The 20,625-nt window shown below is 71.0% G+C and carries 16 protein-coding genes and 1 tRNA gene; 10 read left to right on the forward strand and 7 right to left on the reverse strand.

Going from position 1 to position 20,625, the window contains the following annotated elements:
• Positions 1–9: 9 nt before the first annotated feature.
• Positions 10–246 carry a hypothetical protein gene (locus tag EZM51_RS02375; protein ID WP_136706612.1) on the reverse strand — a complete coding sequence of 79 codons (237 nt, stop codon included), beginning with the start codon at positions 244–246 and terminating at the stop codon, positions 10–12.
• A gap of 207 nt (positions 247–453) precedes the next feature.
• Here EZM51_RS02375 and topA point away from each other — a divergent pair, with 207 nt between their 5' ends.
• From topA to EZM51_RS02400, 5 genes are all read left to right on the forward strand, one after another.
• The gene (gene topA, locus EZM51_RS02380) at positions 454–3,246 is read left to right on the forward strand and encodes a type I DNA topoisomerase (protein ID WP_136706613.1); all 2,793 of its coding nucleotides are present in this window, start codon (positions 454–456) and stop codon (positions 3,244–3,246) included.
• Positions 3,243–3,863: a dTMP kinase gene (gene tmk, locus EZM51_RS02385; protein ID WP_136706614.1), complete on the forward strand. Its 621-nt coding sequence runs from the start codon at positions 3,243–3,245 to the stop codon at positions 3,861–3,863. Before topA ends, tmk begins: the two co-directional genes overlap by 4 nt.
• 44 nt (positions 3,864–3,907) lie before the next feature.
• Entirely contained in the window at positions 3,908–5,083 is a 1,176-nt protein-coding gene (locus EZM51_RS02390; protein WP_136706615.1) for a DNA polymerase III subunit delta', read from the forward strand.
• Positions 5,080–6,648 carry an alpha/beta hydrolase gene (locus tag EZM51_RS02395; RefSeq protein ID WP_211195789.1) on the forward strand — a complete coding sequence of 523 codons (1,569 nt, stop codon included), beginning with the start codon at positions 5,080–5,082 and terminating at the stop codon, positions 6,646–6,648. Before EZM51_RS02390 ends, EZM51_RS02395 begins: the two co-directional genes overlap by 4 nt.
• A 78-nt stretch (positions 6,649–6,726) precedes the next feature.
• Positions 6,727–6,802, forward strand: a tRNA-Thr gene (locus tag EZM51_RS02400).
• A gap of 115 nt (positions 6,803–6,917) precedes the next feature.
• Here the strand turns inward: EZM51_RS02400 and EZM51_RS02405 are convergent.
• Both EZM51_RS02405 and EZM51_RS02410 read right to left on the reverse strand, forming a co-directional pair.
• Positions 6,918–7,574: a metalloregulator ArsR/SmtB family transcription factor gene (locus EZM51_RS02405; protein ID WP_136706616.1), complete on the reverse strand. Its 657-nt coding sequence runs from the start codon at positions 7,572–7,574 to the stop codon at positions 6,918–6,920.
• Positions 7,567–8,874, reverse strand: coding sequence for an MFS transporter (locus EZM51_RS02410; protein WP_136706617.1), 1,308 nt, complete (start codon positions 8,872–8,874; stop codon positions 7,567–7,569). The genes EZM51_RS02405 and EZM51_RS02410 overlap by 8 nt, the downstream gene beginning before the upstream one ends.
• Before the next feature lie 404 nt (positions 8,875–9,278).
• Between EZM51_RS02410 and EZM51_RS02415 the strand changes: the two genes are divergently transcribed.
• Genes EZM51_RS02415 through EZM51_RS02425 form a run of 3 tightly spaced genes read left to right on the forward strand, consistent with a single transcriptional unit; the run spans position 9,279 to position 11,864 of the window.
• Positions 9,279–10,559 carry an aconitase X catalytic domain-containing protein gene (locus EZM51_RS02415; RefSeq protein WP_136706618.1) on the forward strand — a complete coding sequence of 427 codons (1,281 nt, stop codon included), beginning with the start codon at positions 9,279–9,281 and terminating at the stop codon, positions 10,557–10,559.
• Positions 10,556–11,029 (forward strand): DUF126 domain-containing protein, encoded by a 474-nt coding sequence (locus EZM51_RS02420; RefSeq protein WP_211195790.1) that lies wholly within the window; start codon positions 10,556–10,558, stop codon positions 11,027–11,029. Before EZM51_RS02415 ends, EZM51_RS02420 begins: the two co-directional genes overlap by 4 nt.
• Before the next feature lie 43 nt (positions 11,030–11,072).
• Positions 11,073–11,864, forward strand: a complete 792-nt coding sequence (locus tag EZM51_RS02425; protein ID WP_282568122.1) for an IclR family transcriptional regulator C-terminal domain-containing protein — start codon at positions 11,073–11,075, stop codon at positions 11,862–11,864.
• A gap of 48 nt (positions 11,865–11,912) precedes the next feature.
• Here EZM51_RS02425 and EZM51_RS02430 read toward each other — a convergent pair whose 3' ends face one another.
• Positions 11,913–13,280 carry an FAD-dependent oxidoreductase gene (locus tag EZM51_RS02430; protein WP_136706621.1) on the reverse strand — a complete coding sequence of 456 codons (1,368 nt, stop codon included), beginning with the start codon at positions 13,278–13,280 and terminating at the stop codon, positions 11,913–11,915.
• Positions 13,277–15,043 (reverse strand): dihydroxy-acid dehydratase, encoded by a 1,767-nt coding sequence (locus EZM51_RS02435; protein ID WP_211195791.1) that lies wholly within the window; start codon positions 15,041–15,043, stop codon positions 13,277–13,279. Before EZM51_RS02435 ends, EZM51_RS02430 begins: the two co-directional genes overlap by 4 nt.
• Before the next feature lie 169 nt (positions 15,044–15,212).
• On the opposite strand from EZM51_RS02435, the gene EZM51_RS02440 reads away from it, so the two are divergent.
• Positions 15,213–16,451 (forward strand): Bcr/CflA family efflux MFS transporter, encoded by a 1,239-nt coding sequence (locus EZM51_RS02440; protein ID WP_169053755.1) that lies wholly within the window; start codon positions 15,213–15,215, stop codon positions 16,449–16,451.
• A gap of 19 nt (positions 16,452–16,470) precedes the next feature.
• On the opposite strand, the gene EZM51_RS02445 is transcribed toward EZM51_RS02440, so the two are convergent.
• Positions 16,471–18,066: a thiamine pyrophosphate-binding protein gene (locus EZM51_RS02445; RefSeq protein ID WP_211195792.1), complete on the reverse strand. Its 1,596-nt coding sequence runs from the start codon at positions 18,064–18,066 to the stop codon at positions 16,471–16,473.
• Between the two features lie 105 nt (positions 18,067–18,171).
• Positions 18,172–18,795, reverse strand: a complete 624-nt coding sequence (locus tag EZM51_RS02450) for a hypothetical protein (protein WP_136706623.1) — start codon at positions 18,793–18,795, stop codon at positions 18,172–18,174.
• Between the two features lie 85 nt (positions 18,796–18,880).
• Here EZM51_RS02450 and EZM51_RS02455 point away from each other — a divergent pair, with 85 nt between their 5' ends.
• A complete protein-coding gene (locus tag EZM51_RS02455) occupies positions 18,881–20,488 on the forward strand; it encodes an FAD-binding protein (RefSeq protein ID WP_136706624.1) in 1,608 nt (535 codons plus the stop codon).
• Positions 20,489–20,625 lie beyond the last annotated feature (137 nt).

Below are 20,625 nucleotides of genomic sequence, written 5' to 3' on the forward strand. Positions count from 1 at the left end.
CCGTGCGACTCAGTCGAAGACGGTCTCGATGAAGCGGTACTCGACCGCCGTCGGACGGTCGTCGTCGTCGCCGGCGAACTCCAGTCCGGAGCCCCGGGTGTAGATGTAGCGCTTGCCCTGCTCGGCGTTCAGCTCGAGTCTCGGGCGCGGGTCGCCTGACTCGAGGAAGGCGGTCGCGACCGTCTTCCCCTCGAGCGGACCGTCGATCAGCTTGGCGGTGTACGAGCTCGCGGAAGAGGTGTCCATGCCGCCATTCTCCTCCGCGACCGGCGATGTGCAAGGGGGTGGCGCGAGGCGTTTCCCCGCCCCATCGCGGGACCGAGTGAGTGCACTCACGGTGAGTATGTGTATGGTGTGGCTGACGGCGGCTCCGTACCGCCGATCGACGGCACACCGCTCGGGGGGCGAGCTCGGACTGTGCGATCCCCCCTATTCAGGAGTAAGAGGAGTCTGGTGGCAGGCGCGAAGAAGTTGGTCATCGTTGAGTCGCCGACCAAGATGAAGTCGATCGCCCAGTATCTCGGCGACGGCTACGAGGTGCTCTCATCGGTCGGCCACATCCGCGACCTCATCGAGCCGAAGAACCTGCCCGCCGAGCTCAAGAAGGGGTCGCTCGGCAAGTTCTCCGTCGACGTCGAGAACGGCTTCGAGCCGTACTACGTGGTGTCCGACGCGAAGAAGAAGACGGTCGCCGATCTGAAGCGCGCCCTGAAGAACGCCGACGAACTCCTGCTCGCCACCGATGAGGACCGCGAGGGCGAGGCCATCGCGTGGCATCTCCTGCAGGAGCTGAAGCCCAAGGTCCCCGTGCGGCGCATGGTGTTCCACGAGATCACGAAAGACGCGATCGAGAAGGCGAAGGACAACACGCGCGATCTCGACACCGCGCTCGTCGACGCGCAGGAGACCCGCCGCATCCTCGACCGGCTCTACGGGTACGAGGTCTCGCCGGTGCTCTGGCGCAAGGTGGGCCCCGGTCTCTCCGCGGGTCGCGTGCAGTCGGCCGCGACCCGACTCGTCGTCGACCGTGAGCGCGAGCGGTTGGCGTTCGTGGCGGCGGGCTACTGGGACCTCATCGGCCGGTTCACGGGGGCGACGGATGCCTCGGACGGCCCTGCATTCGAGGCCCGGCTCGTGCGGCTCGGCGGCGAGCGGGTGGCCACGGGTCGCGATTTCGACGACGCGGGCAAGCTGAAGTCGAAGGCCGTCGTGCTCGACGAGGCGGTCGCCGAGGCCCTCGTCGAGGCGCTGCGGGCCGATGGGGTCGCCCGCAGGGTCGCGAAGGTGGAGTCGAAGCCCTACTCGCGCCGTCCCGCGGCGCCGTTCACCACCTCCACGCTGCAGCAGGAGTCGGCCCGGAAGCTCCGGCTCTCGGCACGTGACACCATGCGCGTCGCGCAGTCGCTCTACGAGAACGGCTACATCACCTATATGCGCACCGACTCGACCGCGTTGTCGCAGCAGGCGATCACGGCCGCGCGAAAGCAGGCGGCCGCGCTCTACGGCGCCGACTCCATTCCCGACGCGCCGCGAGTCTACGCGAGCAAGTCGAAGAACGCGCAGGAGGCGCACGAGGCGATCCGTCCGTCGGGCGACGTGTTCCGCACGCCGGCCGAGTTGCAGAACGTGCTGCGCGGCAGCGAGTTCAAGCTCTACGACCTCATCTGGAAGCGCACCGTCGCATCGCAGATGGCCGATGCGAAGGGCCAGACCGCGACCGTCACGATCGAGGTCGGGCCGACCGCGGCCGAGGCTGCGACGCCGTCCGGGGCATCCGTCGCAGTCGGCGGCACCATCGCCGAGTTCACGGCCAGCGGCACGGTGATCACCTTCCGCGGCTTCCTCGCCGCCTACGAGGAGGGCCGCGACGAGGAGCGGAACGCCGACGACGCCCCCGGTGACGCCAAGCTGCCGCCGCTGCAGGAGGGTCAGTCGCTCGGGCTCGCCGATCTGGAGGCGAAGGGTCACGAGACCAGTCCGCCGCCGCGCTACACCGAGGCCAGCCTCGTCAAGCGCCTGGAGGAGCTCGGCATCGGACGCCCGTCGACCTTCGCGTCGATCATCTCGACGATCCTCGACCGCGGCTACGTCACGCAGCGCGGGCAGGCGCTCGTGCCCAGCTGGGTGGCGTTCTCCGTCGTGCGCCTGCTCGAGGAGCACTTCGGCGACCTCGTCGAGTACGACTTCACCGCCGAGATGGAAGACGACCTCGACCACATCGCCGCGGGCGAGGCCGATCGCGTCGACTGGCTCTCGAGCTTCTACTTCGGCTCCGACCGGCACCGCGGGCTCCGGCAGGTCGTCGACAACCTCGGCGACATCGACGCCCGCGAGATCAACTCGGTCCGCATCGCGCCCGACATCACCCTGCGCATCGGCAAGTACGGACCTTACCTCGAGACGGTCGACCCCGATGCCGCACCCGACGCCCCGCCGCGACGCGTGAACCTGCCGGAGGGCCTCGCGCCCGACGAGCTCACCGAGGCGAAGGCCCGCGAGCTCATCGAGGCGCCCGTGCAGGGCGACCGGGTGCTCGGTGTCAACCCGGCGAACGGCAAGCAGGTCGTCGTGAAGGACGGCCGGTTCGGCCCGTACGTGACCGAGGTCGAGCCCGAGCCCGAAGCGGCCGTCGATGCGGCCACCGGCGAGGTCGTCGAAGCACCCAAGCCCAAGCGCGGCGCGAAGAAGGCCGCCGCGCCGAAGCCGCGCACGGCGTCGCTCTTCAAGAGCATGCAGATCGAGGAGGTCGACCTCGACACGGCCCTGAAGCTGCTCGACCTGCCGCGCGTCGTGGGCGTCGACCCCGAGTCGGGCGACGAGATCACGGCGCAGAACGGCCGGTATGGTCCGTACCTCAAGAAGGGCACGGACACCCGCACGCTGCCGAGCGAGGACGCGATCTTCGAGATCGACCTCGCGGGTGCGCAGGAGTTGTTCGCGCAGCCGAAGTACGGTGCGCGCCGGGCGTCGAGCGCGCTCAAGGAGTTCGACGCCGATCCGGTGAGCGGCAAGCCCATCAAGGTGAAGGACGGCCGGTTCGGACCGTACGTCACCGACGGCACCACGAACGCGACGATCCCGCGTGCGGAGTCGGTCGAGGACATCACGTTCGAGCGTGCGGTGGAATTGCTCCAGCAGAAGCGCGACAAGGGCCCCGTCGCGCCGCGCGCCAAGCGCACGACCCGTACGACGGCCGCGAAGAAGGCACCCGCGAAGAAGGCGCCGGCCAAGAAGAGCACCACGTGACCCGCGGCCTCTTCATCACGCTCGAGGGCGGCGACGGCTCGGGCAAGACGACGCAGGCGGAGCTCCTCGAGGGGTGGCTCGAGGGGCACGGGCGCACGGTCGTGCGCACGCGCGAGCCGGGTGGGACCGAGGTCGGCATCGAGGTGCGCGAGATCGTGCTGCACCACCGCGGCGACATCGCGCCGCGGGCCGAGGCGCTTCTGTACGCCGCCGACCGCGCGCACCACGTGGCGACCGTCGTGCGTCCCGCCCTCGAACGCGGCGACATCGTGATCCAGGACCGCTACATCGACTCGTCGGTCGCGTACCAGGGCGCCGGGCGCGTGCTCGACCCCGAAGAGGTGCGGTACGTCTCCGAATGGGCGACCGAGGGACTTCGCCCCGACCTCACGATCCTCCTCGACCTGGACGCGGCGGCGGCACGCGCCCGGCTCGACCGGGCGCGAACGCGGTACGACCGGCTCGAGGCCGAGGCATCCGAGTTCCACGACCGCGTGCGCACGGCCTACCTCGAGCTCGCGGCCGCCGAGCCCGGCCGGTTCCTCGTCGTCGACGGGAGTCTCCCCGCCGACGACATCGCCGCGACCATCCGCGACCGCGTCGCCGGCCTCGTCTGAGCCCGCGCGGATCCACGGTCGGCGGCGGAAGGTAGCGTGGTCTCGTGAGCGTGTGGAGCGACCTGACCGGGCAGGAACAGGCGATCGCCGTGTTCCGGTCGGCGGCCGAGGCCGCCGACGCCTCGTCGGCCGCATCGCAGCAGATGACGCACTCGTGGCTCATCACGGGTCCGCCCGGCTCGGGGCGGTCGAACCTCGCCTACGCGTTCGCGACGGCGCTCATCTCGGGCCGGCCCGACGGCGACGAGGCGACCCGCATCCAGGTCGAGGCGCGCAGCCATCCCGACCTGCAGGTGCTCGCCACCGAGGGCGTCATCATCAAGCGCGACGACGTGCGCGAGATCGTGCGACGCTCGCACTACTCCCCGTCGGTCGGGCGGCACCGGGTCATCATCGTCGAGGACGCCGACCGCATGACCGAGCAGACCTCGAACTTCCTGCTGAAGGAGCTCGAGGAGCCGCCCGAGCGCACGGTCTGGATCCTCTGCGCACCGAGCGAGGCCGACCTCATCCCCACCATCCGCTCGCGCGTGCGCACCGTGCGGCTTCAGATGCCCTCGGTGGCCGAGGTGGCCGCGCTCCTGGAGCGCCGCGACGGTATCGAACCCGTGCTCGCCGAGCGCTCGGCACGCGAGGCGCAGTGCCACATCGGCATGGCGCACCGGCTTGCGACGAGCGAGGAGGCGAGACTCCGTCGCGCCGAGACCCTACGGCTCGCCCTCACGGTGCGGTCGGCGGCGACGGCCGTCATGACCGCGGCGCGGTTCCTCGAGATCGCCGGCGACGACGCGAAGGCGATCACCGAGCTTCGTGACGCGGAGGAGCGTGCGCACGCGCTGCACTCGCTCGGCCTCGCCCCGGGGCAGCCGGTTCCGGCGGCGCTCCGGCCCCAGCTGAAGGCCCTCGAAGACGACCAGAAGCGCCGCGCCACGAGGAGCCTGCGCGACGGCATCGACCGCATCCTCGTCGACCTCGCCTCGCTCTACCGCGACATCCTGCTGATCCAGCTCGACGCCCGGGTCGACCTCGTCAACCGCGAGATCGAATCCGAGATGCGTCGGGCCGCGGCATCCGCTGCGCCCGCGACGACGCTCGCGACGCTCGACGCCATCCAGGTCGCGCGCGAGCGCATCGACGGCAACGTGCAACCCGCGCTCGCCCTCGAGGCGATGCTCGTGAGCGCGATCCGCACCACCACGACCGAACGGGGAGCCGCATGACCGGGCCGAAGCACACCACGACGACCGGGCGGATGTCGCGGCGGGCACGTCTCGGCGCCGTCGCCGGCGTGCTCGTGGCGATGTTCGCGCTCGCGGGGTGCGTGCCGTTGCCCTCGCTTCTCGACGTCGAGAAGCCGCGCTCGACCCCGACCGGCGAGGACGTCGCGGAGGCGCTGCGACCGTTCTACACGCAGGTGCTCGAATGGGAGCGCTGCGGCGACGGGCTCGGTTGCGCGACCGCGACCGCGCCGCTCGACTGGGACGACCCCGAACGCGGCGAGATCGAGCTCGCACTCGTGCGCCAGGTCGCCGGTGGCGACCGGATCGGCTCGCTGCTCGTGAACCCGGGCGGTCCCGGCGGATCGGGGTATGAGTTCATCGCCGAGTCGCTCGCCTACGCGGTCGGCGAGCCGCTGCAGGAGCGGTTCGATGTCGTGGGCTTCGACCCGCGCGGAGTCGGCCGGTCGTCGGCGGTGGCGTGCTACGACGCCGAGCAGATGGACGAGTACCTCTACGGCATCGTGCCCGCCGAGCGCGGCAGCGACGAGTGGGTCGAGGCGGTCGGCACGGCCTCGGCGGAGTTCGGACAGGCCTGCGCCGAGCGAACGGGCGACCTCCTCGGCGAGGTCGACACCGTGAGCGCGGCGCGCGACCTCGACCTGCTGCGGGCGATCCTCGGCGACGAGCAGCTCAACTACCTCGGCTACTCGTACGGCACGTTCCTCGGAGCGACCTACGCGGAGCTCTACCCCGACAAGGTCGGCCGCCTCGTGCTCGACGGCGCGATCGACCCGTCGGCGAGCGACGCCGAGGTCACCGAGGCGCAGGCGATCGGCTTCGAGCAGGCGCTGCATGCCTACCTCGAGGACTGCCTGACGGGAACGGAGTGCCCGTTCGACGGCACGGCCGACGAAGGCATGGCCGAGGTCGGCCGCCTGCTCGCCTCGGTCGACGCGAGCCCACTGCGCGGCTCCGACGGCCGCATGGTCGGCGCCGACACGCTGCTGACCGCCATCATCTACCCGCTCTACAGCGCCGACTCGTGGCCGTACCTGAGCCAGATGCTCGAGTCCGTCATGTTCGGCGAGGCCGACTACGCGCTCTCGTTCGCCGACGGATACAACGGACGCAACGAGGACGGCACCTATCGCGACAACTCGACCGAATCGTTCCGGGCGATCAACTGCCTCGATTACACGTACCAGTCCGACGTCGGCGTCATGCGCCAGAAGGCCGCCTCGGTCGCGGCTGCGGCGCCGACCATCGGACCGTACTTCGGCTTCGGCGACCTCGCGTGCGTGAACTGGCCGCATCGAAGTGAGCGCGAGCGCGAGCCGATCCACGCCGAGGGTGCGGCGCCGATCCTCGTGATCGGCACCACGGGCGACCCGGCCACGCCCTACGACTGGGCGGTGGAACTCGCCGACCAGCTCGAGAGCGGGGTGCTCGTGAGCTATGACGGCGAGGGCCACACGGCCTATAACAAGTCCAACGCCTGCGTCGACGACACCGTCGAGGCGTTCCTCATCGACGGCACCGTGCCCGCGAGCGATCCCCGCTGCTGAGGGTGGTCAACGGCCGCCGTCAGATCCGCTAACATGGACTCTCGTGCCAGCCGGATCGCACGGCGATGCGCTGGTCACGCCGCCTTAGCTCAGTCGGCAGAGCGATTCACTCGTAATGAATAGGTCGTGGGTTCGATTCCCACAGGCGGCTCCATCACGTTTCACCGCGGCTCCTGTCGTGCGCCACTTCTGCGCGCTCCGCGCCACCTCGACTGGCGCGGAGGACGCACGTATGGCGCGGGCGGTGGGTCGGCGAGATTCTCGCCGCGTCAGGTCTCGACCGGGAGCCCGGCCAGGCGCCACTCCAGAACGCCGTCGGCGGCCCGTCGGGCGTGGAGCCCGTGGGCATCGAGCAGTCGCACGGCGTCGTAGGCGAGGACGCAGTACCGCCCGCGGCAGTACGCGACGATCTCGCGGTCGCGGGGCAATTCCGACAACCGGTCGGCGAGCTCCTCGAGGGGGATGTGCGTGGCACCCGGGAGGTGCCCGCCGGCGTACTCCGGCCCCGGCCGGACATCCAGGATGACCGCGTCACCCTCGTCGAGGCGGCGGAGCAGCTCGTCGGTGTCGATGGCGTCGGTGTCCTCGGGGCCGAGGTAGGCGCGACGGGCGAGTTCGGTGTGCGGGCGATGTGCCTGGGCGACCCGGCGCAGGTGCTCCCACAGGGCGGCGACGTCGTCACCGGTCAGCGAGTAGTAGATCCGCTTCCCCTCGCGGCGGGCGTCGATCAGTCCTGCTTCCCGCAGGCTCTGCAGGTGCGCCGAACAGGTGCTCATGCCGATGGATGCCTCGGCGGCGAGTTCCTCGACGCTGCGGGCCCCCTGACCGAGGAGGTCGAGGAGCTCGAGCCGCTTGGGATTGCCGAGGACCTTGCCGACCGCGGCGAACTCGGCGAACAGCGCCTCCTTGCGGGATCGGTCACCCATGGTCGGCTCCCTCAGCGGTCGTGTCGGTGGGACGGTGATGGGTCTCGTACATCCTCACGGCGACGACGAGTGCGGAGACGACGCTGACCGCCGCGGCCACCCAGACGGCCGCGCGCAGGCTCCACAGGTCGGCGACGACGCCGCCCATGAGCGCGCCGACCGCGTAGCCGAGGTCGCGCCAGACCCGGTAGATGCCCACCGCTCGCCCCCGCCAGGCCGGGTGCGCCACGTCTCCGATCACGGCGAGCAGTGTCGGGTAGACCATCGCCGTGCCCGCGCCGAGCAGCATGGTCCCGGCCACCCAGGGCCCGAAGCCGTCGGCCGCGGCGATCACGGCGAGGGCGGCCGCCTGGGTGAACATGCCGGTCGCGATGAGCGGCTTTCGACCCCAGCGGTCCGACAGGGCCCCGGTGAAGAGCTGGCCGACGCCCCAGACCGCCGGATAGAGCGCGAAGAGCAGCCCGATCTGCCCGACGGGAAGGCCCGAACTCGCGAACAGCAATGGGAACAGTCCCCACGACAGTCCGAAGTTGAGGTTGTTGACGAGCCCCGCCTGACTCGCCGAGGAGAGCGCCGGCTCGCGGAAGCTGGTCTGGGTGAACACCTCGCGGCTGCCGAGCCCACCGTGCAAGTGGTCGTGCCGGCCGTCGGAACGAGGTACGTGAGCGGATGCCTCGACCTCGGCGTGACCTCGCGTCTCCCTGACCGCCAGCGTGGACAACCCCAGCGCGATCGCGGTGTAGGTCAGGCCGAGCAGGAACGGCGCGGGCCGCAGGCCGAACTCCGCGGCCAGGTAGCCGGCCGCCATCGAGGTGACGGCGACGGCACCATAGCCGGCGGCCTCGTTCAGGCCCATCGCCAGGCCCCGCTGCTTCGGTCCGACCAGGTCGATCTTCATGATCACCGTGGTCGACCAGGTCAGCCCCTGGTTGACGCCGAGAAGCACGTTGGCCGCCACCACCCAGCCCCAGTCGGGGGCCCAGATCAGCAGCAGCGGCACCGGCACCGCGAACAGCCAGCCCGCGATGAGGACCGGCTTGCGGCCGTACCGGTCCGACCAGGTGCCCGCGAAGTAGTTCGCGATGGCCTTGCTGATGCCGAAGGCGATCACGTAGGTGAACATGAACGTGTAGCCGGTGAGGCCGAACTCGCTCTCGGCGAGGAGCGGCAGCACCGTCTGCTGCTGGCCGACCATGCCACCGACCAGCGCGTTGATCGCGACCAGCATCGTGAACTGCGCTGCATTGGCACGCAGGCCCAGCCGGATCGGGGGCCGTGGAGTGGGCTCGCTCGAGTTCATGCGTCCTCCTCCTGGTTGTCGCGGCCGTGCCCCGGCCGTCGGACGTGCACGCCGGATACGGTACATCATTCCATGAAATGTCGGAATGAGCGGGAGGTGAGCGCGGTCGGGGGACGGGCCGCTGCCGGGACGCGAGCGGGACGCACCAGTCTCTCCTCGCGACATGCGCTGGCCCGCATTGTGTTCATGACGCACGCAGAGCGTGCAAATTCGACCTGGCGTGGGTTACCCTGAGCGAGGTGGAACGACGCGAGGGGCCGAGTTGGCGAAAGGGACGGCAGGGCCAGCCGCGACGACGTTGATCACACGCCTGCGCGGTGGCGTCCTTCACCGCCGACCTTCGGCGGCGACATCCATCGACAAGGACATCCACCACGGAGACGATCACGAGACAGGAGCTCGCCATGTTCCTCACCGACGAGGAGAAGCGGATGCGCGACGGCGCCGAGGGCGAGGCGGTCGCGGCGGCCATGGACCTGCTGGTCCGATACGGCGACGCCCTCGGCGCCGATCGCCTCGTCGAGACGCGCAACGTGGCGGGGACCATGACGCAGCCGTCGCCGGCGAAGCAGCGGCTGTTCGAGGAAGGCGGCTGGGCGAGGGCCTACGCCGTCATCAACCTCGACTGCGACCGCGACATCGAGATCCCGCGCATGAAGGTGCCCACCTGCCAGTTGCAGCACGGATTCGGTGAGGATGCCGCGGGGCTGACCGCGTACTCGCCGCAATCGATCGAGCTGCAGGGCAGTGCCGAGTCGTACTACAGCGAGCGCGGCGTCAACATCCTCGCGACGTGCACGCCGTACCAGGTGGGAAATCTGCCGGTGCGCGGCGAGCACGTCGCGTGGATGGAGTCGTCGGCCGTCGTGTATGCCAACTCGGTGCTCGGCGCCCGCACGAACTGCGAGGGCGGGGCATCCACCGGTGCCGCGAGCCTCACCGGCAGGATCCCGTACTGGGGCAACCACCTGCCGGAGAACCGTTTCGCGACGCATCTCGTGGAGGCCGAGGTGCCGGTCGACGGCTTCCAGGAGTGGGGGATGTTCGGGTACTTCGTCGGCGGCGAGGTGGAGGAGGCCCGGCCGGCCGTCGTCGGCGACCTCGGGCAGCCCGACCTCGCCGACCTCAAGCACTTCGGCGCGGCGACGGCCACCTCCGGCGGCGTGGAGCTCTACCACATCCCGGGCGTCACGCCCGTGGCGCCGAACCTCGACGCGGCCTTCGGCGGTCGCGCCGCGCCCGAGCCGATCCGCTACGGTCGCCGCGAACGCGAATGGGTCTACGAGACCCTCAACGCGCAGGGCTCGAGCACCGACGTCGACTTCGTGCTGCTGGGGTGCCCGCACGCGTCTCTCGATCAGATCGCGCGCATCGCGTACCTGCTCGAGGATCGCCGGTTGCACGCCGGCACCGAACTCTGGGTGATGACCCCGCGGGCGCTGCGCACGATGGCCGATCGCAACGGCTACACCCGCACGATCACGCGCGCGGGCGGCCGCGTGCTCACCGACTCCTGCCCGGCGATGTCGAAGGCGGCGCCGCCCGGAACGCGCGTGTTCGCCACCGACTCGGCGAAGCAGGCGCACTACCTGCCCGCGATCCTCGGGATCGAGGCATGGTTCGGCGCCCTCGACGAGTGCATCGACGCCGCGGTCACGGGCACCTGGCGCGGAGGGCTGCGGTGAGCGTGGGGGAGCCAGGGCGGGCAGCGGCAGCCGTCCTCGAGCTGCGCGGCCGAGGCATCGTGCCGGGCGTCGTCGAGGCCGAGGCGCTCGTCACCCACGACTCGATCTCGGGCTTCGGCGGCATCGACGTGGCGACGGGCACGGTGATCGAGCCGCGGCACGAGCTGTTCGGGCAGTGCTTCACCGGGAGAGTGCTCGTGTTCCCGGGGGCGAAGGGTTCGTCGGGATGGTCGGGCTTCTTCCAGAGCACCCGCCTCATGGGCACGGCGCCGGCGGCCATGGTGTTCAACGTGCTCACCACGAAGGCCGTGCTCGGCGCGATCGTCACGCGCGTGCCGACGGTGGTCGAGGTCGCGCCCGATCCACTCGAGGCGATCCGCACGGGCGACCTCGTGCGCGTCGACGGCGATGCCGGCATCGTGACGATCCTGCGCCGTGCGACGTCGGCGACTGCCTCCGCGTCGGCATAGGATGGGGAGGTCCTGAACGCAGTGCGTACAAGTGGGGGTGGCGGTGGCGACAGAGCGGTCGCGCGACCGGATTCAGAGCATCGAACGAGGCGTGGAGGTGCTTCGCGCGTTCGGTGAACGCGACGCGACCCTGAGCGTCGCCGAGATCGCGACGCGGGTGAACCTCTCGCGCCCCGTCGTGCGCCGCATCCTGCTCACGTTCGAGCACCTGGGATACGCGGTCGCGCAGAGCGGCCAATGGCGGCTCACGCCCCGCATCCTCGAGCTCGGCGCCGGCTACTTCCAGCGCTCGTCGCTGCCCGAGGTCGCGTACCCCTACATGGCCGACGTCGTGGAGACGACCGGCGAGACGTGCAGCGCGGGGGTGCTCGACGGCACCGAGGTCATCCACGTCGCGCGCGTCGAGGACCGCCGCCCGCTTCCCGACGCCATCCGCATCGGCACCCGCCTGCCCGCCCATGCCACGGCCGTCGGTAAGGTGCTGCTCGCCGACCTCGCCGAGCGGGATCTGAAGCGCTACCTCAAGAAGGCGCGGCTCGAGCAGCACACCCCGCACACCATCACCGATCCGGAGGTGCTGGGTGAGCGGCTCACCCTCGTGCGGGAGCGCGGCTACGACGTGTCGATGGAGGAACTGCACCCGGGCCAGGTGGCGGTCGCGGTGCCCATCGTGGTCGATGGTCGCGCCGTCGGCGGACTGACGGCGTCGTCGACCACCGTGCGCGAGTCCGAGTCGTCCCTGCGTGAGACGGTCATGCCCGTGCTGCAGCGCGCGGCGGAGGGCATCGCGGGCGCCTACCGCAACGCGAACCCGCAGATCTTCCGATCGCGCTGACCGGGATTCGAGAGGGCCGCGGGCGAGCCTCCTCAACCCGCGAGGCGGTCAGCCGACGGCGATCTCCATGCCCTCCGGGGTCCTGGTGCCGAGGTACGCGCCGTCGGCCTCGAGCCGGCGCTGCAGCGTGGGCACGTCGACGTTCGCGGCCGTTCCGTCGCCCGAAAGGGCGAGGTCGGCGGCCGTGCCGGCGGCCTGGCCCATGGCGAAGCAGGGGCCGGTGACCCGGCCCGACGACTGGCCGCCCTGCGTCATCGAGGCGCAGCGGCCGGCGACGAGCAGGTTGTCCACGAGTTGTGGCACCAGCATCCGGTACGGCAGGTGGTTGAAGCCGCGGGAGTCCGCCGGCGCGAATCGGAACTCCACGTCGCCCACGACATGCGCCTCCACCGGCCAGCCGTTGACGCCGATGGTGTCGTCGAAGTCGGCGCATCCGAGCACGTCCTGCTCCGTGAGCTGGTACTGCCCGATGATGCGCCGCGTCTCGCGGATGCCGATGGACGGGGCGATGTCGACGATGTATGAGTCCTGGAAGCCGGGCGTGACCTGCTTGATGAAGGCGAACGCGTCCTTCACCTGCTGCCGGCCCTGGATCTCGCCGCGGGTCAGCTGGAATACGTCGGTGCCGTCGATCGCCGAGCCGTCCTCGTTCGAGAGCTGGGTGAGATTGGAGCGCCACTCCAGCGGATTGCGCTGCGGCCGCACGATCGGCTTCTTGCGCGGGAACCGATGCGTGCCGGCCGCCTCGGCCTCCTCCATGAGGCGGCGCACCGTCTTCCACGCCGGGCCGGCTTCGTCGGGGTGCACGCCGTTGATGCGGAACATGAGCGACGGGTACATGAGGTGCTCGGAGCGCTCGTACGGTGCACCCGACCACGCCGCGAGGTCGCCGTCGCCCGTGCCGTCGATGAAGAACCGGCCGCGGATCGCGCCGCGACCAGACTTCGACTCCACGACGACCGCGTCGATGGCGGCGTCGTCGGCCTTGACGAGGCCGACCACCGAGGTGTGGAAGAGCAGCTCGGCACCGCCGGCCAGCACGAGCTCGTCGGCGGCGATCTTGAGAGCCGAGATGTCGTACGACAGCGCCGCGATGCGGTCGTCGACCGAGAGGTGCGGCCGGTTCAGGCCATCCATCGCGGCCATGCGGTCGAGGAGTTCATCGACGTAGCCGTGCACCGACTGGATGTCGGTGCCATAGTGGCGGGCGTGCATGCCGCAGAACGTGGCGAGCCCGCCCATGGTTCCGGCGCCGCCGAGGAAGCCGTACTTCTCGATCAGCAGGGTGGAGCGCCCGGCCCTCGAGGCCGCGGTCGCCGCGAGCAGGCCGGCCGGCCCTCCGCCGCAGACGACGACGTCGTACTCGCCGATCACCGGCAGGTCACGGGCCGGCTCGTGGACGGTGGCGGTGCTCATCGGGTCCCTTCCGGGGTCGGGGTGGTCACGAGATGCCGCGGCGCTGCTGCGCCGGGTTCGGGATGCCGCGTCTCGGCTCGTTCGCAGAGGCCCGCGCACAGCACCGCGCCGCAGCTCAGGGGCTGCACGAGCTGCTCGTACTGGTCGAGGTAGCCGCCGCCGCTGTCCCGGTCGGCGGGGGGTTCGTACGGCGGACGGGCGGCGAGCTCGGCGGCGTCGACGAGCAGGTCGACCGTGCCGCGCTCGAGATCGATGTCGATGCGGTCGTCGTCGCGCACGAGCCCGAGCGGCGCGCCGGGCGCGGCCGCCTCGGGGGAGACCTCGCCCACGGTCATCCCCTGGTTGACCAGGCCGCTGAATTGGCCGTCGGTGACGAGCGCGACCTTCTGTGCGAGGCCGCGGGCGTGCAGGGCGAAGATGAACGCGCTGGTCATGCCCATGCCGGGCGCTCCCGACACCCCGATGCCGCGGATGACGGCCACGTCGCCCTCCCGCAGACGACCGCTGGCGATGCTCGCGATCGCCTCCTCGCGGTCGGCGAAGACCCGGGCCGGGCCGGTGAACCTGCGCGGCCCCGGGTCGGGCACGGGCCGCTTGGCGACGGCGCCGCCGGGGGCGAGGGTGCCCTTGAGCACGCTGATCGCCGGATCGGTGCCGAAGGGGTCTCGGATGCCTCGGATGACGTCGCCGTCGGCCGGTGCGGCGAGGGAGGCGTTCTCGGCGACGGTTCTGCCGCTGACGGTGAGCTGGTCGCCGTCGAGCAGCGGCAGGAGCTCGCGGATGACGGTGGCTCCGCCGCCGGCGTCCTCGAACTCCTCGGTGAGGCGCGGTCCGTTGGGCCGAACCGAGCACAGCAGCGGAGTCTCGCGGCCGAGCTGCCGGTAGACCTCCCACACGTCGACGTCGAGGCCGGCCTCGACGGCGATCGCCTGCAGGTGCTTGATGGTGTTGATCGAGCCGCCGACGGCGAGCACCGTACGGGCGGCGTTCATCACGGAGCCCTCAGTGATGATGGCACGGGGTCGGATGTCGCGCTCGATGAGGTCGGCGAGGGCGACGGCCGACCGGCGCACGTTGTCCCACATCCGCTCGCTGAGCGCCCGGACCGGCGCGGCGCCCGGCAGGGCCATGCCGATGGCTTCGGCGAGGATGTGCATCGAGTTCGCGGTGGCCAGCCCCGCGCACACGCCCGGACCGAGGATCGCGTCTTCGGCGAGCGTCTCGAGCTCACCGGTCGGCTCCCCGGTGACCGCGGCCTTGGAGGCGAGCAGGAAGATCTCCTCGATGTCGGCTTCACGGCCCTCGGCGAGGCCGCTGTGCTGGTAGCCGCACGGCACGATGATCGTGGGGATGTCGAGGCGTCCGGCCGCCATGAGGTGCGCGGGCGTGGTCTTGTCGCACGAGCTCAGGCAGATCATGGCGTCGAGCTTGGCACCCTCCACGGCCGCCTCGATGTCGTCGACGATGAGGTCGCGGCTCGGCAGGATGTAGCGTCCGGCGCGGCCGGCGCTCGTGACGAAGTCGGACGGCGCCGTCGTGCGGATCTCGAACGGCAGGAGTCCTGCGGCGCGCAGCTCGCCCTTGAGCACGGCCGCGATCTCGTCGAGGTGCGAGTAGCACGCCGCGAGCTCCGACGATGTGTTGACGATGGCCACCTTCGGCTTCGTCCAGTCTGCTTTCGGGATGCCGAGGGCCGTGTAGTGGGCTCGACGTGCGATCGCCAGGGCGGAGGTGGGTGGAAGGTTGCTGCGGAGTTCGGGCATCGTCGTCCTCGTCTTCATCGGCCGCGGGCGGCGGACATCGCTGTGCGCCATCGCGACTCCCAATTGTACGCATTGCGGGCGATATGTCGCAATGCGTAGTCTAGGAAGCTGCGGGCGTGGCCCGCCCACACCGATGTGGGCGACTGCCTCCCCGGCGAGGAGGTGCCCTGTGGTCGATACCCGCCGCGTTCCCGGCACGGGCGTCGCGCCCGAGTTGAACGCCGCCCTCCTGATCGTGCTGTGCGCGATCATGATCCTCAATCCGATCGTCGCCAACATGTACCTGCCCGCGCTCGGGATCATGGCCGACGACCTCAGCACGACGATCGCCGGCATCCAGGTCGCCCTGACGGCCTTCCTGGTCGGAGTGGCCGTCGGGCAGCTCGTCGTCGGCGCGCTCTCCGACGCGCTCGGCCGGCGCCGCATCGTCGTGATCGGGTTCGCCGTGCTCACCGCCGCGGGCGTCCTCGTCGCCGCAGCGCCGAACCTGGAGCTGCTGGTGGTGGGCAGGGTCTTCCAGGGACTCGGCGCCTCCGCCGGCGTGGTCGTGATCCGCGCCATCATCGCCGACGTGGGCGTCGGCCCGCAGGTCGCGCGGGCCTACAGCCTGCTCACGGGCACGCTCGCCATCGGGCCGCTCGTCGCCTCGTTCCTCGGCACCCTGCTCCTCGAGGTCGGCGGCTGGCGGCTCATCCTCGTCGGCATCACGGTCATCAGCGCGCTCTTCCTGCTGCTCGCGGTCTGGCGGGTGCCCGAGACGCTCGCACCCGCACGCCGGGCGTCGCTGCACCCCCGAAGGATGGCCGCGAGCTACGGCCGGCTGCTCACGGACCCCGCGTACCTCGGCAACGCCCTGACCATGGCCTTCGCCCTCGGCGGCATCATGGCGCACGTGAGCTCCTCGTCGTTCGTCGCGCAGGACGTGCTCGGGGCGGACGTGTGGGGATTCTGGGGCATGTTCACGGTCTACGGACTGTCGGTGCTCGTGGGCGGGATGGTCAACGCGCCGCTCTCGGCACGCTTCGGGCCGGCGCGGGTGCAGGCCGTCGAGCTGGCGATCGCGATCGCGAGCTCGGCGGCGCTCATGGTGCTGAGCGCGGGCGGATGGTTGGGCGTCGGGTCGTACCTGCCCCTCATCGCGCTCGCCTGCGGGAGCGCGACGGGGATCATGGCCAACGCGACCACCCTGACGCTGGCCAGGGCCGCGTTCGCAGCGGGATCCGGCGCGGCGCTCATGGGGAGCATCCAGTTCGCCACCGGTGCGGTCGCCTCGCCGATCGGCGGGCTCTGGGGGCCGTACACTGCCGTGCCGATGGCGGCCACGATGCTCGCGTGCTTCGCCCTGAGCCTCGCGGCACGCCTCTTCGCCCGGTACTGGGAGCGTCGCCTGTCCACGTCTCCGCGCTGACCCGATCGCCGCGCCGGAATCAGGCGCGCGCCGGCGACTCCGCGCCCTCCCGGATGCTCGGGTTGCGCAGCATCATCCACGACGGGTACCGCACGATCTTCGCTTCGATGACGAGCGGGCGGTCGCGCGGGCGCTCCAGCCAGGCGGTCACCGGAGCGAGGTCGTCGAACCCACGCACGGTGACGGCGTCGCAGCCGAAGCCGCGAGCGATGGCGGCGAGGTCGGTCTCGGGGAACCGCACCGTGTCGAGGTGCGCGGTGTCGCGCTGGAAGAGGTTCACCTCGGCGCCGTACGCCTCGTCGTTGAAGACGACGACGACCATGCCGAGGCCGAGCCGCACGGCCGTATCGAGTTCGACGAGCGACATCATGAACGCGCCGTCGCCCGTGCCGACGACCGCCAGGCGGTTCGGCTGGGCGACGCCGGCGCCGATTCCCGCCGCGAGCCCCATGCCGATCGCCTGGAAGGAGAGCGGGATGCAGTACCCCCGCTGCGCGTCGAGTGCGTTGACGAGGGCCTGCGCGTCGATGCGCCCCGGTTCGACGTGCGCCTCGAACGGCTGGTCCTTCCAGTGGCGCGCGGCCCGCACCCGCTCGCGCATCTCGTGTCGGCGGTAGCCGGTGCGGGGGCCGGTGCCGTCGAGTGCATCGGATGCCGCAGCTGCAACCAGCGCCGCATCGCCCGGCACCGCCACGTCGACCCGACGATGCAGGCCGATCGCCTCCTCGCGGTCGTCGACCTGCGCTACCGTCGCACGCTCGAGGAGCGCGCCGTTGCGGGTCGTCCACGTGTTGAACGCGACGCCGAAGCCCACGATCACGTCGGCGTCGGCGATGAGCCGCGCCGCGGCCTCGGTCGAGAAGCCGCCCATGACGTCGAGCGCCCACTCGTCGCCGACGAAGAGCCCACGGGCCGCCGCCGAGGTGGCGAGCAGCGCGCCGCTCGCCGCGGCGAGCCGGCGCAGTTCCGCCTTCGCGCCCCTGGCGCCGCGGCCGCCGACGATCACTGGTCGCTCCGCGCTCGCGAGGAGGTCGACGAGTCGGGCGATCTCGTCGGCGTCGGGCACGCGCGGCATCCGCTCACCGACAGCGGGAACGGACGCGGCATCCCACTCGATGAGCTCGTCCTGCACGTCCACCGGCATCGACAGCACGACCGTGCGGCGCTCGTGCAGGGCCAGGCGGAACGCCTCGGCGGTGTCGGCGACCGCGGTCGCGGCCGAGCGGACCCGGGCGGGCGTCGCGCCGATCGCGAGCACCGCGGCATCCTGGTCGATGTGGAAGTTCGACGTCGTGTCGCCGGCGGCGGTGTCGCCGGCCAGCACGAGGATCGGCGTGTGGCACTTCGCGGCCTCGGTGATGCCCGTGAGCGCGTTGGTGAGCCCGCAGCCCTGATGCACCGAGACGATCGAGACCCGGCCGGTCGCGCGGCTGAACGCGTCGGCCATGGTCGCGGCGCCCATCTCGTGCCGACTGGCGGTGAACGGCACGCCCGCGGCGATCGCCGCGTTGGTGGCGTGGAAGTTGCCGCTGCCGACCACCCCGAAGATGTGTGCAGCGCCGAGCGCGGCGACCGTGCGTCCGATCGCGTCGGCGACCGTGATGCGTGCTCCCATGTCGTGCAGACCTCCTCGTCCGTCGCCGGCGGCAGGTGCGCGGCGTGCGCCGTGCGCGGCGGTGCAGCACGTTACCGGCGCGCGGTGTCCGGTGGAAGGAGCTGTTCAGTGAGTGGAACGGGTCGGAAGGGCGGTCGAATCCGGATCGGGCCGAGAGCCGAGTGCAGTGACCGCCCGGCGGACCGCGTCGGCGGGTGAGATCTCGCGCTCTGCCGTGGCCCACCAGGTGAGCGCGGTCATGATGGCCGCCTGCGCGGCGGCGGCCGTGCTCTGCGTCAGGAGGTCGTCGGTGGTCGCGCCGGTGCGCGCGGCGACGAACTCCGAGATCTGGCGTCGCCATTCCCGGAACGGCCCGGAATTGTTGGAGTGGAGCTCGGGCGTGGTCGCGATGAGGCGGAGCCGGGCGCGGTCGGTCTCGGGATCACCGCTCCCGTCGGCGATCGTCCGCACGATCGCCTCGGCGAGCGCGGGCATCAGCGGCAGGCCGGGGTCGGCCCGCTCGAGGTTGCGGTGGAGCTCCTGGAACGACGAGTCGATGGCGCCCCACACGATCGACGCCTTCGTCGGGTAGTACCGCTGCAGGGTGCGACCGCTGACGCCGAGCTCCGCCGCGATGTGCTCCATGGGGGCGGCGAAGCCGAGTCGGTCGAGTACCGCGATCGCGCGCCGATCGAGCTCCGCCGGCTCGAGGCTGGGGGGTCGCCCTCGTCGGGCCTGGGCCTTCGTCACGCCGCCACTGTACTCGGGTCGGTCCGACTCGGGTATGATTTCTGACGTAGGACGACAAAAATCGACCGAGGACAAGGAAGTCTGGATGTCTGAGACCAATGAGTACGACGTCATCATCGTGGGTTATGGGGACGCGGGAGCGGCCGCGGCGATCGAAGCCGCCGGCAACGGGGCACGGGTACTCGTGCTCGATCGCAGCTACGGCGGAGGTGCGAGCGCGCTGAGCGGCGGGGTCGTCTACGCGGGCGGTGGCACGAGGTACCAGAAGCAGGCCGGATACGAGGACACCGTCGAGAACCTCTACCGCTACCTGAAGCTCGAGGTGGAAGGTGCGGTCGACGACGAGACCCTTCGACGCTTCTGCGAGCAGAGCCCGGGCATGATCCCATGGCTCGAGGAGCAGGGGGCGACGTTCGCGAGCTCGCTCGCCCCGTACAAGACCTCGTACCCGACGGATGCCCACTACCTCTACTTCTCGGGCAACGAGAAGGCGTGGCCGTACACCGAGCATGCCGAACCGGCGCCGCGGGGGCATCGAACGGTCGCCAAGGGTCTTGCCTCGGGCAAGGTGCTGTGGCAGGCGCTCGCCGGGGCCGCGGCACGCAAGGGGGTCACCTTCGTACCGCTCGCGAACGTGAGCGAACTGCTCGTCGAGGATGGCGCCGTCGTCGGCGTGAAGTACCGAGTCCTCGAGGCAGACCACCCGAACGCCGCACGGCACCGGCGGCTCACCAGATCGAGCGCCAAGCTCGGCAACTGGTCGCCCGACCTCGTGAAGGGGACCGTATCGAAGATCAACCGCCTGTGGGAGGAGGGTGCCGTCGAGCGGGAAGCCCGCGCGAGCGCGGTCGTCCTCGCCGCGGGCGGCTTCATCTACAACCCCGACTGGGTTGCGCAGTACGCACCCGAGTTCACCGAGATCTCTCCGCTGGGCACCCCGGGCGACGACGGCGCCGGCATCCGCCTGGGAATGGAGGCCGGGGGCACCGTCGACCGGATGGGCCGGATCACCGCCTGGCGCTTCCTGTCTCCGCCGAGCGCGTGGATCGAGGGCGTCACCGTGGGCCTCGACGGTCGGCGGATCGCGAACGAGGACCTGTACGGCGCCACCCACGGCGACGTGCTGATGCGAGAGTTCGGCGGCAAGGGCTGGGCGGTCTACGACTCGGACACCTGGAAGGAGGCCCGCAGCCAGTTCTGGAGCCAGACCCCGCTGCTCAGCAAGCTGCAGGCCGCGTACCTGATGACGGTCGGCCATACGAAGGCCCGCACGCTCGACGCGCTCGCCGCGAAGATCGGTGTCGACCCGGCTGGGCTGCGCGCCACCGTCGAGGCGTACAACCGCGGGCTCGCGGACGGAAGCGGAGACCCGGCGCACAAGCAACCCGACGTGTCGATGCCGGTGGCCAAGGCGCCGTTCTACGCCTTCGACATCTCTGTCGACGCCTCCCCGTTCTATCCCATCCCGGGTCTCACGCTCGGTGGTCTCGTCGTCGACGGCGAGACCGGCGGGGTCGCGCGCGAGGACGGCAGCGTCATCCCGGGCCTGTACGCGGCGGGCCGCACCGCGGTCGGGGTGTGTTCGAACAGCTACCTGAGCGGACTCTCCCTCGCCGACTGCATCTTCAGTGGCCGGCGCGCGGGGCGCGACGCCGCGGTCACGGCGAAGCGGGGCGCTCTCGAGCAGGCGTGACGGGGTCCTCGGAGGGCTGCGCCGAGCGGATGCGCCCGCCGTCGCCTCGAGTCCGACTGCCGTGCTGCGTGGCGATCGTCAAGGGGGCGCGGCAGGAGCGGGTCGCGACCTATTCTGGGCGCAATCATCCGGCGATG

Origin of the sequence: Agromyces sp. H66, assembly GCF_004959775.1 — a bacterium.
In the GTDB taxonomy this organism is placed as follows: domain Bacteria; phylum Actinomycetota; class Actinomycetes; order Actinomycetales; family Microbacteriaceae; genus Agromyces.